Origin of the sequence: Actinomyces sp. oral taxon 170 str. F0386, assembly GCF_000195595.1 — a bacterium.
GTDB lineage: Bacteria > Actinomycetota > Actinomycetes > Actinomycetales > Actinomycetaceae > Actinomyces.
This window is the reverse complement of record NZ_GL882516.1, coordinates 45,459-60,555: the sequence shown is the minus strand read 5'-3', so window position 1 is coordinate 60,555 and position 15,097 is coordinate 45,459. Positions and strand designations below refer to the sequence as shown.

The window sequence follows — 15,097 nt, the reverse complement described above, 5'->3', positions numbered from 1 at the left end:
TGGCGGGCCGTGGCCCGGGAGCTGACCGGGCGCACCGGGTGGGCGAAGACCGCCCGAGAGGCGGAGCCGGCTCAGGCTGTGCAGCCCTCCCACGCCGCTGCAGCCGCCGGTCCCAGCGGGCAGGTGCCAGGAAGCCCACCGGTTCCGGACGGCCATCCCCCGACGGACAGGCCTGTCGGGGTGGTTCCCCTCGCGGCCCCCAGGGGCAGCGCCCCGCCAGCCGGCTCCTCACTCAACGACACCGCCATCATCGGGAGCCACAACCACCGTGCAGCCAGCAACCTGACCAACGAGGAGATGAGATGACAGCCACCAACGCGCCTCAGCACGCAGGAGCCCTCGACGGATCCCGTCACAGCAGGATCTTGCGCCGCGCACTACTGGTGGGCTGCGTCCTGGCACTGATTCTAGGAATCACCGTGTACTGCCAAGCCAGAGAGACCGATGCCCAGAAATGCTCCCACTGGGAGATCATCTTCGACGGCTACGGCGAGGCGTCGTGCTCCGACGGCCTGCTGCGTCTCAAGCCGACCTCGGCCGACTCCCAGGACAAGACCCACGCAGGACTGGCCAAGTCCACCACGGTCGAGATCGGGGCAGGAAACGTGCAGACGATCCACACCAGGATGACCACCGTCAGGCAGCTGCGCGAGGACGGCAACCCCAACGCATGGGAGGTCGCCTGGCTCCTGTGGAACTACTCCGACAACAACCACTTCTACGCCCTGGCCCTCAAGCCCAACGGCTGGGAGGTCTCCAAGCAGGACACCGCCTATGAGGGCGCCCAGCGATTCCTGTCCTCCGGTAACACACCCGTCTACCCGCCAGGGACGAGTCACGACGTCGCCGTCACGATCGACACCACCAACCCGGCGACGGTCTCCTTCACCATCACCGTGGACGGACAGGAGCTCGGGACCGTGACCGACTCCGAGTCCCCCTACCGGTCCGGTGCCGTGGCGGCCTACTGCGAGGACTCCGACGTCACCTTCGCCCCGATCACCGAGGACGAGTGAGGTCGACCCCAGCCGGCCACCGGCCAGCGCAACCCGCCCCGTTCCCGACACACCTGAGCAGGAGAACCTATGACAACAGATCCCACCCCAACGGGCGGCCCACTGCGGGTCATGCTCGTCTACGGCACCCGACCGGAGGCGATCAAGCTAGCGCCTCTGGTGGCCGCCATGCGCGACGACGAGCGTTTCAACCCGATCGTCGTCGTCACCGGACAGCACCGCGAGATGCTCGACCAGGTCCACGAGTTCTTCGGCATCGTGCCCGATGACGACCTCGACATCCACTCGCCGGGGCAGACCCTCACCCAGGTCACCAACCGCTCCCTGCAAGGAGTGGGGCGGGCCATCGAGGCCCACCGCCCCGACGCCGTCGTGGTCCAGGGCGACACCACCTCCGCCTTCGCCGCAGCGCTCGCGGCCTTCTACCACGAGATCCCGGTCCTCCACGTCGAGGCTGGCCTGCGCACCGGCGATATCTCTTCGCCCTTCCCCGAGGAGGCCAACCGGCGCCTCATCAGTCAGGTGACCAGCCTGCACCTGTGTCCCACCACCACCAGCCGGGACAACCTGCTGCGCGAGAGCACCGATCCCCAGGCCGTCCGCGTCACCGGCAACACGGTCATCGATGCGCTCCTGATCGCCGTCGACCGCCGGATCCCACCACCGGATGAGGATCTGGCAGCCGCGCTGGAGGACGCCTCCCGGCGGGTCGTTCTGGTCACCGCCCACCGTCGGGAGTCCTGGGGCGAGCCGATGCGCTCGATCGGACGCGCCATCGCCCGCTTGGCCGAGCAGCACCCCGAGGTCCTCTTCGTGCTGCCGGTTCACCGCAACCCCAAGGTCCGTGAGGACCTTCTGCCGCAGATCGAGGGCCACAGCAACGTCATCTGGTGCGACCCACTGGAGTACGGCGCCTTCTGCGCGCTCATCGACCGCTCCGACGTCGTCCTGACCGACTCCGGGGGCGTCCAGGAGGAGGCCCCCGCACTGTCCAAGCCGGTCCTGGTCATGCGGGACAACACCGAACGTCCCGAGGCGGTCGCCTTCGGGGTGGCAGAGCTGGTCGGAACCGATGAGGACCGCATCGTCGAGAGGGTCTCCACCCTGCTGACCGACGAGGCGGCCTACACGGCCATGGCCCAGGCCGCCAACCCCTACGGAGACGGACACGCCTGCAAGCGCATCCTAGCCGCCACCGCTGCCCTGTTTGGCCGCGGTGTTCCCCTTCCCGAGTTCGAGCCCGTTCCCAACTCTTCCAAGGAGAGCTCATGATTTCCCCGACCACTCTGTCCGCCCGACGGGGTCGCCTTGCGCTGGTCGCCATCGCGGTCTGCCTGGGCACCTCCATCGCCTTCGTCGGTCCTGCTCAGGCCACGCCCCAGTCGGCCGTCTCCCAGGCCCCGGTCGCGGGCCAGGCGATCGCGGCGAAGCCGGCTGGCGGCGCACAGGCCAACGATGCGGACCCTGCCAAGAATCCCCTCCCGGCTCCGCCCGAGCCCGGCGCCGCGGCCAAGAAGGAGCTGCCCCTCAAGGGTGACAAGCAGGCCGACGTCGACCTGAACAAGCCCGCGCCCGCTGCGGGGCAGGTTCAGCAGCGGGATCTGACCCAGAACGCCCCGGAGGTGCCGGTAGGCGCCGTGAGCTTCTCCAGCCAGGACGCGGGACCGGCCTCGACCCTGGTCCTGTTCGACACGACCGGTGACTACGCCAAGCTGGGGGAGTACTACGCCCTGAGCATGGGTACGCTGGCCAGCCACTCGGGAGCCGTCACCACCCTTCCGGTCAAGGACTACGTAGCGGGCCTGGCCGGCCGCTTCACCAACGTGGTCTACGTCGGCTCCACCTACGACGAGCCCCTGCCGAGGGCCTTCATCGACGACGCCCTCACCGGCAACATCCCGGTGATGTGGTCGGGCTTCAACATCTGGCAGCTGGCCAAGACCGATGCTGACCGCGCCGCCTTCACCCAGCGCTACGGCTGGGACCCCGCCACGTCCTACATCGACTCCACCGACAGGGTCACCAAGATCAGCTACAACGGCGCCTCCCTGAAGCGCAACGAGCTCAACACCGGCGGGATCATCGCCCCGCACATCACTCGCGAGCAGGACGTCAAGGTCCTGGGACGTGCGGAGTGCTCCAAGCCCGATGGCGCGGCCACGGCCTGCGCCTCGGTCGCCCAGTCCGGTACCAGCTCCTTCCCCTGGGCGGTCAGCTCCTCGGGACTGACCTTCATCGGGGAGATCCCCCTGACCTACCTCGGTGAGCAGGACCGGTACATCGCCGCCGCCGACATCCTGCTGGACTTCCTCCAGCCCAACGCCGAGCAGTACCGCCAGGCCGCCGTGCGTCTGGAGGACATCACCCCGGACAGCGACCCCGAGGAGCTCCAGGCGATCGTCGACTACCTCCACAGCGAGAACGTGCCCTTCCAGATGGCGGTGGTGCCCATGTACACCGACCCCAAGGGCACGGAGAACAACGGTGTGGCCAAGCAGATGACCCTCAAGGACACCCCCGACCTGGTGGCGGTCCTCCAGGACGCGGTCAGCAAGGGGGGCACGATCGTCCAGCACGGCACCACCCACCAGTTCGGCACCCTGGACAACCCCTACAACGCCGTGTCCGCCGACGACTTCGAGTTCATCCGCTCGTGGTGCTCGGCGACGAACGACACGAAGGCACCTGCCATCGACTGCGAGGACAAGTCCTACGTGCAGATCGGAGGCGCTCTGCCGGGCACCTCCCAGGCATGGGCCGCGGAGCGTGTGGAGCAGGGGCGCCAGATCTTCGGTGAGGTCGGGTTGCCGACTCCGGAGATCTTCGAGACCCCGCACTACTCGGCCACCCGTGAGGCCTACTACGGTATCGGCGAGCAGTACCCGGTGCGCTATGAGCGCGAGCTCCTCTACGCCGGTACCCTGACCAGCACCCAGGCCGGTCCGCACGACTACTACGGACAGTTCTTCCCCTACGCGGTCAACGACCCCTACGGGACACACGTCCTGCCGGAGAACCTGGGCAACTTCGAGCCCAATGAGATCAACCAGCACCCGCCGCGCCTGGCCCAGGAGGTCGTCGATGCGGCCAAGCTCAACCTCGTGAACACTCACGCCACCGCCAGCTTCTTCTTCCACCCCTACTACCCGCTTCCCGAGCTGAAGAAGATCGTCGCCGGTATCAAGGCCGAGGGGTACACCTTCGTCACAGCCTCGGAGCTGAAGTGACGACGATACTCAACCACGTGTGCAGGCGGGCGCGACCCACCACTGTGGGACCGCTTGGCCGGAAGATCTCTCAGGAGACAGGAATAATAACTTCATGACTCTTGAGACAAACCGCAGAAGGGTGCTGGCGCTTCTGGGCGCCGGGGTTCTGGGAGCGTCAGTGTCCTCCTGTGGTCGCGGACATGTGGCCGCCCCGCCGGCCATGGGGGATGGGGCGACCACTCACCTGAGCCTCCACGTCACCGACGCTCAGGGCAGCCCTCTCAACCTCGAGGCGCTGCGGGGCATCCAGTCCAACGGCAAGGGCGAGCCCGGCTACGACGACGCCCTGCTGGACACCAGCACCCTGGAGGTCATCGCCGTCGGGCCGCTCTACCAGGACGAGGGCGGAGCCATCGGCATCGATGTGCCCATAGGGCGCGCCTGCACCCTGGCCATGTCATGGCCCACCAGTCACGGGTACTCGGCCCTCATGGCCGATCTGCCCGTCTCCGGTGAGCACGACCTCCTCGAGCTGGCGGCCCGGACCCTCCACGACCGTCAGACCGAGCGCTACCAGCAGGCCACCGCGCAGGGCCTCAAGGGATCTGAGGAAGCGGTGCCACTGCGGGCCTCCGCCCAGGAGTCCCTGGACGCCTGCACCACGGCACAGTCCTGGGCGGACAGAGGTCGCCTGGCCGTCTCGGCCCTGGAGGCGGCCTCCGGGGCCCAGCTCGCCCTGGACCGGGCGCTGGTGGCCCAGGCCCCGCAGGATGCCATCATCGGGGTGACCTTCACCCGAGTGCCCACGGCCGCTGAGATCGCCGCCGCTCTGGCCCCGAGCGGACCGGGAGGCGGCAAGCGGAAGGTCTCAGCCCGCCTGGTGATCGGCGACCCCGCGGACGCCCAGGAGATGGCCGGCTGGCGCACCACGGTGGACGCCCTCCACGCGCAGGGCGGAATGGCCCTGGCCCAGATCTGCGACTCCCACGACATGGCCGTGCTGAGTGATGCGGCCTGGGACACGCGAGTCGATTCCCTCATCAAGGCTCTGCCCAGTGTGGACGCCTGGGAGATCGGCAACGAGATCGGAGGGGACTGGCTGGGCACCGGCCCGGTGGCCAAGGCCCAGCGCGCGGCCAGGGCGGTACGTGAGCGCACCAGCGCCACGACGGTACTGACGCTGTACTACCAGCTCGGACAGGCGGACCCCGCCTACTCCCTGTTCAGCTATGCCGCCAAAGAGATCACCCAGCCGATCAGGGACCTGGTCGACGTCGTCGGACTGTCCGTCTACCCTCAGCTCCACCCGCTGGGAACAGCCGCCGACCGCGTTCTGACGACCCTGGACACCGCCTTCCCGGCCTCCCGGATCGCCGTGACCGAGCTGGGGTACGGGGGTGAGGACCTGAACAACGGTCCGTGGTGGTTCGGATCGGCCACTGATCCTTCGGTGGCCCGCACTGCCGTCGCCGAGTACGTCACCGGTGCGGCGCTGGGACGCTCCGACGCCTGGGGGGCGCCCTTCTGGTGGTACTACCTTGAGGACCAGGTGGGTACCCCCGGCGGCCAGGTGGCTCCGGCGCTGGCGGCAGCATCCAATGGGTTCTAGCGCCGCTGAACCGGACGGGCGCTGCGGGGCGCTGGCGCCCGCCCGGCTCTATCTCTGAGCCAGGACGAAGGGGTGAACCGCCGCCGCCCCTGCCTCGCGCAAGAGGGAGGCCGCCACCGTGAGCGTCCAGCCCGAGTCGCTCCAGTCGTCCACCAGGACCACCACGGAGGCCCGCAGCTCCTCGAGCATCTGCGCGGACCATGTCTGAAGCGTCAGTCGGCGGGCCACCTCCGCCAGGCGGAACGCCGAGCCCACATCGTGACGAGTCGGATCCTGGCCACTGATCCCTACGACCCCCAGCGGCTTGCCACCGATCCGTGCGGCCACGGCCCGCCCCAGCTGACGGACCAGCCCCGGCCGGGTGCGTGAGTCCACGATGACGACGGAGATCTGCTTCTCACCTGTCTCGACACCGCCGGTTCTCCGGTCACCGATGATCTCGCTGAGCCGGTCCACAGCCTGGAGTACCAGCGGCCTCAAGGTGCCCGGGACCTCGCCGTCCTCATCGGAGGCGACCAGCTCACGCAGGGCCGTCGAGGCCCCGAGCCCGTCCAGACGACTCACGGCCAGACCTGTGGCCGCCTGCCTCCCGGCGCCGATGCGGCCCTTGAAGCGGCTCAGTCCCAGACGCTCCATCCCGGTGGGCCACTGCCGGCGCGCTCGCAACTCGACCCCAGCGCGTTCTAGTACCTGACGAGCGGCGCCTACATGCTGCTCATCGGGGGCGTCGGGCAGATCCAGGCCTCCGCACAGGTCGCAGGCCCCGCAGCGCCACCCCCGCTGGAGGTGTGGATCATCGAGCACCGACCTCAAGAAGGCCATGCGGCAGGGTGGGCCCGCATCCGCAGAGGCAGGAGCGGAGCCGAGCCGCTCGTAGGCGACCATCGCCTCCTGCTCGGTCCGACGCGCGGCGTCGACTCGCGCGTAGCGCTCAGTGTCATAGGACCAGGGCAGGCCGGTGGACTCCCAGCCACCACGTACCCGGCGTACGGCGCCGTCGACGTCAAGGACCTTGAGCATGGACTCCAGCCGGGTGCGCCGTAACGAGGTCACCGTCTCCAGGGCCGCAGTCGACATCGGCCCTGCCCCGGTCTCCCGCTGCTTGTCCAGCCCGGCCAGGACCTCACGAACCTGGTCCTCGGGTGGGAAGCCCTGGGAGCCGAACCACTCCCAGATCGCCCGGTCCTCGTTTCCCGGCAGCAGCACCACCTCGGCCCGCTCCACGCCGCGACCGGCACGCCCCACCTGCTGGTAGTAGCTCACCGGAGAGGACGGTGCTCCCACGTGCACCACGAAGCCCAGATCCGGTTTGTCAAAACCCATCCCCAGGGCAGAGGTGGCCACCAGCGCCTTAACCCGATCTGCCTTGAGGTCCTCCTCCAGACGTTCGCGCTCAGCGGCGTCGGTCTGCCCCGTGTAGGCGGCCACCTCCGCACCTGAGGCACTCAGGTGCTCGGCGACCTCCAGCGCAGCCGAGACAGTCAGGCAGTAGACGATGCCGCTGCCGGGCACGCGCCGCAGGTAGGCGGCCAACCAGGCCAGGCGGGTGGCGGCATCTGGCAGGATCCTCACCCCCAGGTGGAGGGATCTGCGCTCCAGGGCGCCGCGCAGCACCAGGACCTGTGAGTCGGCCACCCCGGCCGGCGACGGAGCCGCCCCCAGCTGCTCGGCGACGTCGGCACTGACCCGGGCGTTGGCGGTCGCCGTGGTCGCCAGGACCGGAGTACGCGGCGGCAGCTCGGCCAGCAGGGTACGGATGCGCCGGTAGTCCGGGCGGAAGTCATGTCCCCAGTCCGAGATGCAATGGGCCTCATCAATCACCACCAGTCCGGCGTTGTCGGCCAGGTGCGGCAGGACCTCGTCGCGGAAGACCGGGTTGTTGAGGCGCTCGGGGGAGACCAGGAGAACATCCACCTCACCGATACGTATCCGAGTCTCGATCTCCTCCCACTGGGTGACATTGGCCGAGTTCATGGTCACGGCCCGGATCCCGGCACGCTCGGCAGCGGCGACCTGGTCGCGCATGAGGGCCAGCAGCGGCGAGATGATGACGCTCGCTCCGACGCTCTCGGAACGGTCCTGTGCCTCGGGGCAGGGTCGTGGCGCACCAGGTCGCCAGCCGCCCCAGCCCTCACGCAGCAGCACCGTTGCCACGAAGTACACGGCCGACTTGCCCCAGCCCGTGCGCTGGACCACCAGGGCCCGGCGGCGGTCGACGACAAGCGCCTCGATCGCCCGCCACTGGTCCTCACGCAGCCGGGCCTCGTTACGGCCTACGAGCGTGCGCAGAACGGCCTCGGCCCGCTCCCGCACGGGCGAGTCGAGCAGATCAGAATGCTCAGAGTACTCAGGGTCCCCAGGGCCTGTGATCGTCACAGGGCCACGGTAGCGCGGATGATCGAGCCGGTGACGCCTTGGTTACCCTTGGCCCATGGACCTCCTCATCATCGCCGTGCTGGGCACCCTGGCCATCGCAGCGGCCTCCCAGCTCAGTGACCGTATTGGTGTCGCCCCGGCGCTGATCCTCCTGGCGGGCGGCACCGCCGTCGGCTTTCTGCCATTCATTCCGGCGGTCGAGCTGGACCCTCAGGTGGTTCTGGAAGGAATCCTCCCCCCGCTGCTGTTCTCGACGGCGGTGAGTATCTCAACCATCAACTTCCGTCGCGAGCTGGCCCCGGTGGCGGTCCTGGCGATCCTGCTGGTGGCCCTGTCCGCGGCGGGCATCGGAGTGTTCCTCACCCTCCTGGTTCCTGGGCTCTCCCTGGCCTGGGCGATCGCCATGGGGGCGATCCTCAGCCCTACCGATGCCGTGGCCATCTCCATTGCCCGCAGGCTGGGAGTCTCTCAGCGCATCATCACCGTTCTCGAGGGAGAGGGGCTGCTCAACGACGCCACCGCACTCGTGGTCCTGTCCTCGGCCGTCTCGGCCGCCACGTCGGGCGGTGTCAGTGTCGGGGGCGTGCTGGGCGGCTTCGCCCTGGCGGTGCTGGTGGCCCTGGGAGTGGGCTGGCTCGTCGGCGAGGTGAGTCTGCGGGTGCGCTCACACATCACTGACCCCACGGTGGACACGGTGGTGTCTTTCACCGTCCCCTTCCTCGCGGCGATCCCGGCCGAGCACATGCACGGCTCGGGCCTGGTGGCCGCGGTCGTCGCCGGGCTCATCACCGGACACCGCGGCCCCCGGATGCTGCCGCCGGCCCACCGCGTGGCCTCACGCACCAACTGGCACACCGTCGAGCTCACCCTGGAAGGACTCATCTTCCTGGTCATGGGGCTGGAGTTCTTCGGCATTGTCGAAAAGGTGGACGCCTCGGATCTCGGCGTTCGCCGGGCCATCGGGGTTGCTGTCGTCGTCGGGGCGCTGACCGTCGTCATCCGGGCCCTCGTCGTTGCGCCGATGCTCAAGCTCCTCAGTCACAGGACCGCGCGGTGGGCCACCCACTGGGAGGAGAACGAGGAGGCCATCCACCAGTTCCAGAACCGCTGCTCCGCCATTGTGCGCGGCGAGGCCGAGATGCCTCAGGTCCCCTGGGACCGCCGCCGTTTCCCCCAGGTCCACCGTAAGCTTCGGCGAGAGCCCAGCCACGAGAGCATCGCCCGACGTGCACGCCGCATCTCCAGCCGAGTCCGACGCCGGGGCGCTGACCTGGACTACTTCGCGGCCGAGCCCCTGCGCTCACGCGAGGGCGCCGTCATCGTCTGGGCGGGCATGCGTGGCGCCATTACCCTGGCCGCGGCCCAGACCCTGCCGACCACGGCGCCGCACCGCACCTTCCTCCTCCTGGTGGCCATGCTGGTGGCAGCCGGCTCGCTGACGATCCAAGGACTGACACTGCCCGCACTGGTACGTATCGTCAGGCCCGCGATGGCCGGCCCCGCGGACGAGGAGGAGAAGGCCGCTGTCATCTCGCTGCTGGTCAGTGCTGCCCGTGACGCCGTCACCGACAGCCGCGAGCCTCCCAGCCGCAGCATCCACGACGTCGTCGCCACCGGTGCCACAAGGACGTTCGGCAATAAGCCCGTACCCTCCTCGCCCACCGAGCCGACCGGCCCCGATGAGCCCGCCTCACCCGCCACCGCGGCGGGGCCGGACAGGCCTGCGACCGCCGCGCAGAGCGGTGAGGACGTCAAGCACGCTGAGAACGCCGCGCTCACGCCCGAGCAGCACGTGCTGCTGCGACGGGAGGGCAGCGACATCGTCCTCTCCCCGGCCGCTGTCGCCAAGGCATGGACCGACCCGACCTGGCGGCACGGCGAGCTCGCCCCGATGCGAGAGCGTGCCCTGGACATGATCCGGGCTCAGCGCGAGGCTCTCCTGGATGCCGGAGACGAGGGCCTGTACTCGGCAGACTCCCTGGAGCACGCCCTGGACCGCCTCGACTTCCAGGAGATCATGCTGACCGGCGAGCCCCACTGAACCTTCATCACGTCGCTGCGAATGGCACTTCGATACTAGTGGATCCCACCTGCTGAGGGGATCCGCCCACGAAGGGAGCCCGACCCGTAGACTCCTGACGTGAGCGCGAACCTGCCCCTGAGACCGGACCTGGAGGGCGAGGCCCCCTACGGGGCCCCGGAGATCGATGTCCCCGTACGGCTGAACGTCAACGAGAACCCCTACCCGCCCTCGGCCGCGGTCATCGAGACGATCGCCACCGCGGTGGTCCGGGCCGCCCAGGGCCTCAACCGCTACCCGGAGCGCGACTTCCCCCGGCTGCGGGAGGCGCTCGCGGACTATCTCGGAGCCGAGTCCGCCGTCGCCCTCACCCCAGAGCAGATCTGGGCGGCCAACGGCTCCAATGAGGTCATGCTCCATGTGCTGCAGGCCTTCGGCGGCCCCGGACGCACCTGCCTGACCTTCACCCCCACGTACTCGATGTACCCCGAGTACGCCCGCAACACCCTGACGGACTACGTCACACGCCCGCGGCGTGAGGACTTCACGATCGACACCGACGCTGCAGTGACCGCGATCACGGAGCTGCGCCCCGCCGTCGTCATCCTGGCCAGCCCCAACAACCCCACCGGGACGGCCCTGCCGCTGGAGGACATCAGCAGGATCCTTGAGGCGGCCCGCGGCCGGGGGCCCGTGCTGGGAGCCGAGATCGGCTCACCGGCGAGGGCGTCCGACTGCGTCGTCGTCATCGACGAGGCCTACGCCGAGTTCCGCCGGCCCGGTGTGCCCAGCGCCCTGGAGCTGCTGGGACCGGACAACCCACACCTGGCGGTCACCCGCACCATGTCCAAGGCCTTCGGGGCGGCCGGGCTGCGCCTGGGCTACCTGGCCGCAGACCGCACCCTGGTCGAGGCCCTGCGCATCGTGCGCCTGCCCTACCACCTCTCTGCCGTCACCCAGGCCGCCGCCCTGGCCGCACTGTCCCACCGTGATGAGCTCATGGCCCAGGTCGCCTCCCTGCGCGATGAGCGCGACGCCCTGGTGACCTGGCTGCGAGGTCAGGGACTGACCGTGCACGAGTCGGACGCCAACTTCGTCCTGTTCGGCCCGTTTCCCGACCGCCAGGCCGTTTGGCAGGCCCTGCTCGACGCCGGGGTCCTCATCCGCGTCGTTGGTCCTGATGGCTTCCTACGGGCCAGTATCGGCACGCCCGAGGAGATGGAGCGGCTGCGCGGCGCCCTGGCCGCGATCATCGCGGGATGAACCGCGGTGCCCTACACGGACGGAGCCGAGGACCGGTAGGGTGACCACCAGTTGATGTGCCTCTTAGGACAGTCTTAAGACAATCAGTACCGCTGAAACGCACGACACACGATGCTTAGGAAACACATGAGCCGCACCGCGCGCATCGAGCGAGCCACGAGCGAGTCCAGTGTCGTCGTCGAGATCAACCTTGACGGCACCGGTCAGTCCGACGTCTCCACCACCGTTCCCTTCTACGACCACATGCTCACCGCCCTGGGGCGTCACTCCCTCATTGATCTGACAGTGCGCGCCACTGGTGACACCGACATCGACGTGCATCACACCGTTGAGGACACCGCTATCTGCATCGGCGAGGCTCTGCGCGAGGCACTGGGGGACAAGCGCGGCATCCGCCGCTTTGGCGAGGCCAGCGTCCCCCTGGACGAGGCCCTGGCCCACGTCGTCGTCGACATCTCCGGACGGCCCTACCTGGTGCACGAGGGCGAGTCCGAGGCCTTCGTGCACCACCTCATCGGTGGGCACTTCACCGGCTCGATGGTGCGTCATGTCCTGGAGGCCATCGCCTACCACGCCGGCATCTGCCTCCACGTCCGGGTCCTGTCTGGCCGCGACCCCCACCACGTCGCCGAGGCCGAGTTCAAGGCCCTGGCCCGCGCCCTGCGCACCGCGGTGGAGGACGACCCCCGGGTTGAGACCATTCCGTCCACGAAGGGAAGCCTGTAATGGACAAGAGCCCCCGGCCCGATGACGACAACCAGGACGGCCAGCGAGACCTGGACGCCGAGTTCGCCGCCCTCATGGACGACGTCGAGATCCCCGACGACCTCTCAGCGGTCGACGACCTCGATGCCCCCGAAGGCCCTCAGCGCAGGCGGGTTCGAGGCGAGCCCGAGGCCTCAGATTCTCCCGCAACCGGTCAGGGGACGAAGCCCGAGGGGGTCGACCCTGACGACGTCCCCCACAATACCTACCACGCCCTCGACACAGGAGCCCGGGGCACAGAGCCCACTCATGAGCCCAATGGTGAGCCCGCCGACGACTCCTCACGACTCACCGACGCCCAGGAGGCGCAGATCGCGGCCGCGGCGGACTCCTTGAGCTCCTACGCCTCCGGGCAGACCGATGACCAGGATCCCAAGGCCGTCAAGGTCGCGGTCGTGATGACACCGTTGAACCGGGCCGACGGCCTGGCCGGTATGTGCGCGCTCATGGGTCTGGACTGCACCGTGGTGCCCTCCTCCAGCGGAGCCTTCGCAGTCAAGCGGTTCGTCTCGGCCCACTCGGACTGGGACGTGGCCGAGCTCCTGGGCGGATCGGACTCCGAACCTGCGGAGGCGGCCGAGTTGGCCGCCCAGCTCTCCCGCCTCTCACGTGCCGGCGCGGTCCTCATGACCGCGGATCTGGCCACCGACGTCGGTATCGAGTCAGGACTGTCCGGGACGATCACCGCCCGCCACTTCACCAACGGCCAGCCCGGGGAGGAAGCCTCGGCAGGGCTCCTCCTGGCCTCCATGGACCAGGTCGTCGAGGACGTGCTCCTGGGCGCCATCGACGCCGACGACGTCCCCGGCGCCGTGAGGTCCTCGGAGATCAAGGCGCCCCGGGCGATGCGTTGGTTCGGGCGGGGACTGCGCCGCCCTCCGCAGTAACGACGGCCCTGTCAACAGCATCGCTGCCGTGTGCACGGCCCGCGCCTCCTAACCGGCGTACGAGCTCGTGCGCTGTCCGCCCTTCAGGTCCGAGGCGATGCACGAGAAGCCCCGTTTCCCGGCACTCCATCCGGCTTCGCCGGGTCCCAGCACCGACGTGCTCGGATTCGCCGCCCCGTACCGCTTGGCGGCTTCTGACGTACAGGCGGCCTGCACGTTGGGGTCGGAGGCCAGGTCGTCGTCGCTGGAGCCCGAGGTGCTCTCCGCCAGGGTCCCCACCTGGTAGACCTCCCAGGAGTGAGGTTCGTTGCAGGCCACCTTTCTGGCCGTGGTCTGTCCTGAGATGGAGGTGGTACCGGCCAGGCAGGTGCCGACCGGGTGAGGCGGAGTGGAGGCAGTGTCCTGACCCGACGGCGACTGGGCCGATGCGGATGCTGATTCTGCGGTCGAGGACCCGGCCCTGGCCGTGGACACAGCCGGAGCCAGCCAGGCTCCCGCCATCCAGCCGGCACCCAGGCCGACGGCGAGGCCGACAACCGTTCCCACGGTCCCGGCACGCAGACCGATCCGACGTCGCTCGCGGGTGGTGAGCCTGAGAGACCGGCCGGCGTCCGCTGCCGCGGACCCGCTCAGGGAAGCGCTCAAGGAGTCCGGTGACGACTCCGGCATCGGTGACTGCTCGTAGCGTCCCAGCTGACCGGAGACCGCTGAGGGCGCGGACTGCGCCGAGCGGGCTGAGCCGGCCGATGGCCCGGACAGTGCGCTGGAGGCACTGGCAAGGTACCCGCTGGAGGGACTGGGCGCACTACCCGGGCCGTTGGGGCTCGCCGAGGCGGCCGAGTGGGCCGAGGCGCTATGCGCAGGCAGGGGCGCCAATCCTGCCTCGACCAGCTGCAAGGAGGTCACCGGACCGCCGACAGCCAGGTTGCCGGTTCCGAGCTGCTCCCGAACCTGTCCCAGGGCATCGGTGAGCTCGGTGCCGTTGCGGTAACGGTCCCGCGGATCAGGCGCCATGGCTTTGCTCAGTACTGGGAGCAGGAGCTCGGGAACGTTCGGGTCGTTGAGGTTCAAGGGTTCATCGAGGGAGCGGACGATCTCTGGCAGGCTGCGCTGCACGCCGTCGGGGCCGCGTCTTGGGCCTCGTCCCGTCAGTAGAGCGAAGAGGACGGCTCCCATGGACCACACGTCCCCCTCTGGCCCGGGGCTGGTCAGCATGAAGGCCTCCGGCGCGGCGAAGTCGGGAGTGAGGCACTCCAGGGTGACGGTGGGGTCCTGTCCCTCGCGCTGGACGGAGGCGATGCCGAAGTCCGACAGGCGCGGCGAGCCGTAGGAGTCCAGAAGGATATTGGCGGGCTTGACGTCCCGGTGCATGACGCCGGCGGCGTGAGCCGCTCCCAGCGCCGAGGCCGCCGCCTCCACCAGCGCCACGGCGTCAGAGGCGGGTGTGGAGCCCCGCGAGACGAGGTCGTACAGACTGCCGCCCGCGCACAGCTCCATGACCAGGTAGGGGCGCAGATCGGGCAGCTTTCCGGTGTCGACCAGCGAGACGACGTGGGGATGCCCTGAGATCCGTGAGGCCGCCTGCACCTCGCGCATGAACCGCCGCTCGTTGCGCGGATCGTCCAGAGGACGGGAGTCGACCTTGACGGCGACCGGCCGTTCCAGGGAGTCCTGCACGCCGGCGTAGACCGTGGCGAAGCCCCCGCGCCCCAGGACCGAGGTGATTCGCACCCCGGGTACGGAGAAGGGCGCAGCGCTGTGCTCGTTGCCGGACCTGCGCGATCCTGTGGTGGGGGCCGCAGAGGACTGGCTAGCGGACGGCGGCTGTGAAGATGGGGCTGTCTCGCCGGAGGGGAACTGCATGCTCACAGGTGAATCCTCGCCCATGTTGGAGGTTTGCGAAAGAATACCGGCGGTACGGGCAGGGCCATCCGCCAGATGCTTGCGTCAAC

Annotated in this window: 10 protein-coding genes and 1 pseudogene; 9 read left to right on the top strand and 2 right to left on the bottom strand. The window is 69.1% G+C overall.

Annotation, left to right across the window (positions count from 1 at the left end; translation table 11 throughout):
* From HMPREF9056_RS14535 to HMPREF9056_RS02365, 5 genes and pseudogenes are all read left to right on the top strand, one after another.
* Nucleotides 1–306: pseudogene (locus HMPREF9056_RS14535) on the top strand (multidrug transporter); the annotation flags it as partial.
* Nucleotides 303–1,016, top strand: coding sequence for a hypothetical protein (locus HMPREF9056_RS02380; protein WP_009402401.1), 714 nt, complete (start codon nucleotides 303–305; stop codon nucleotides 1,014–1,016). The pseudogene HMPREF9056_RS14535 and the gene HMPREF9056_RS02380, both read left to right, overlap by 4 nt.
* A 69-nt stretch (nucleotides 1,017–1,085) precedes the next feature.
* Complete coding sequence (gene wecB / locus HMPREF9056_RS02375) at nucleotides 1,086–2,288, top strand: non-hydrolyzing UDP-N-acetylglucosamine 2-epimerase (RefSeq protein ID WP_034513468.1); 1,203 nt, start codon at nucleotides 1,086–1,088, stop codon at nucleotides 2,286–2,288.
* Nucleotides 2,285–4,243 carry a DUF2334 domain-containing protein gene (locus tag HMPREF9056_RS02370; RefSeq protein WP_009402399.1) on the top strand — a complete coding sequence of 653 codons (1,959 nt, stop codon included), beginning with the start codon at nucleotides 2,285–2,287 and terminating at the stop codon, nucleotides 4,241–4,243. Before wecB ends, HMPREF9056_RS02370 begins: the two co-directional genes overlap by 4 nt.
* Before the next feature lie 94 nt (nucleotides 4,244–4,337).
* Entirely contained in the window at nucleotides 4,338–5,834 is a 1,497-nt protein-coding gene (locus HMPREF9056_RS02365) for a hypothetical protein (protein ID WP_034513466.1), read from the top strand.
* A 48-nt stretch (nucleotides 5,835–5,882) separates the two neighbouring features.
* On the opposite strand, the gene HMPREF9056_RS02360 is transcribed toward HMPREF9056_RS02365, so the two are convergent.
* Complete coding sequence (locus HMPREF9056_RS02360; protein WP_009402397.1) at nucleotides 5,883–8,210, bottom strand: RecQ family ATP-dependent DNA helicase; 2,328 nt, start codon at nucleotides 8,208–8,210, stop codon at nucleotides 5,883–5,885.
* A 55-nt stretch (nucleotides 8,211–8,265) separates the two neighbouring features.
* Here HMPREF9056_RS02360 and HMPREF9056_RS02355 point away from each other — a divergent pair, with 55 nt between their 5' ends.
* From HMPREF9056_RS02355 to HMPREF9056_RS02340, 4 genes are all read left to right on the top strand, one after another.
* The gene (locus HMPREF9056_RS02355; protein ID WP_009402396.1) at nucleotides 8,266–10,251 is read left to right on the top strand and encodes a cation:proton antiporter; all 1,986 of its coding nucleotides are present in this window, start codon (nucleotides 8,266–8,268) and stop codon (nucleotides 10,249–10,251) included.
* A 99-nt stretch (nucleotides 10,252–10,350) separates the two neighbouring features.
* A complete protein-coding gene (locus tag HMPREF9056_RS02350) occupies nucleotides 10,351–11,493 on the top strand; it encodes a histidinol-phosphate transaminase (RefSeq protein ID WP_009402395.1) in 1,143 nt (380 codons plus the stop codon).
* Nucleotides 11,494–11,619: 126 nt separating this feature from the next.
* The gene (gene hisB / locus HMPREF9056_RS02345; protein ID WP_034513464.1) at nucleotides 11,620–12,219 is read left to right on the top strand and encodes an imidazoleglycerol-phosphate dehydratase HisB; all 600 of its coding nucleotides are present in this window, start codon (nucleotides 11,620–11,622) and stop codon (nucleotides 12,217–12,219) included.
* Nucleotides 12,219–13,145: a hypothetical protein gene (locus HMPREF9056_RS02340; protein WP_009402393.1), complete on the top strand. Its 927-nt coding sequence runs from the start codon at nucleotides 12,219–12,221 to the stop codon at nucleotides 13,143–13,145. Before hisB ends, HMPREF9056_RS02340 begins: the two co-directional genes overlap by 1 nt.
* Before the next feature lie 48 nt (nucleotides 13,146–13,193).
* Here HMPREF9056_RS02340 and HMPREF9056_RS02335 read toward each other — a convergent pair whose 3' ends face one another.
* A complete protein-coding gene (locus tag HMPREF9056_RS02335; RefSeq protein WP_087942167.1) occupies nucleotides 13,194–15,008 on the bottom strand; it encodes a serine/threonine-protein kinase in 1,815 nt (604 codons plus the stop codon).
* Nucleotides 15,009–15,097 lie beyond the last annotated feature (89 nt).

Coding starts and splice junctions, on each gene's coding strand:
- wecB (WP_034513468.1), top strand. CDS start 1,086: ATGACAACAGATCCCACCCCAACGGGCGGCCCACTGCGGGTCATGCTC.
- HMPREF9056_RS02335 (WP_087942167.1), bottom strand. CDS start 15,008: ATGCAGTTCCCCTCCGGCGAGACAGCCCCATCTTCACAGCCGCCGTCC.
- HMPREF9056_RS02370 (WP_009402399.1), top strand. CDS start 2,285: ATGATTTCCCCGACCACTCTGTCCGCCCGACGGGGTCGCCTTGCGCTG.
- HMPREF9056_RS02365 (WP_034513466.1), top strand. CDS start 4,338: ATGACTCTTGAGACAAACCGCAGAAGGGTGCTGGCGCTTCTGGGCGCC.
- hisB (WP_034513464.1), top strand. CDS start 11,620: ATGAGCCGCACCGCGCGCATCGAGCGAGCCACGAGCGAGTCCAGTGTC.
- HMPREF9056_RS02355 (WP_009402396.1), top strand. CDS start 8,266: ATGGACCTCCTCATCATCGCCGTGCTGGGCACCCTGGCCATCGCAGCG.
- HMPREF9056_RS02340 (WP_009402393.1), top strand. CDS start 12,219: ATGGACAAGAGCCCCCGGCCCGATGACGACAACCAGGACGGCCAGCGA.
- HMPREF9056_RS02380 (WP_009402401.1), top strand. CDS start 303: ATGACAGCCACCAACGCGCCTCAGCACGCAGGAGCCCTCGACGGATCC.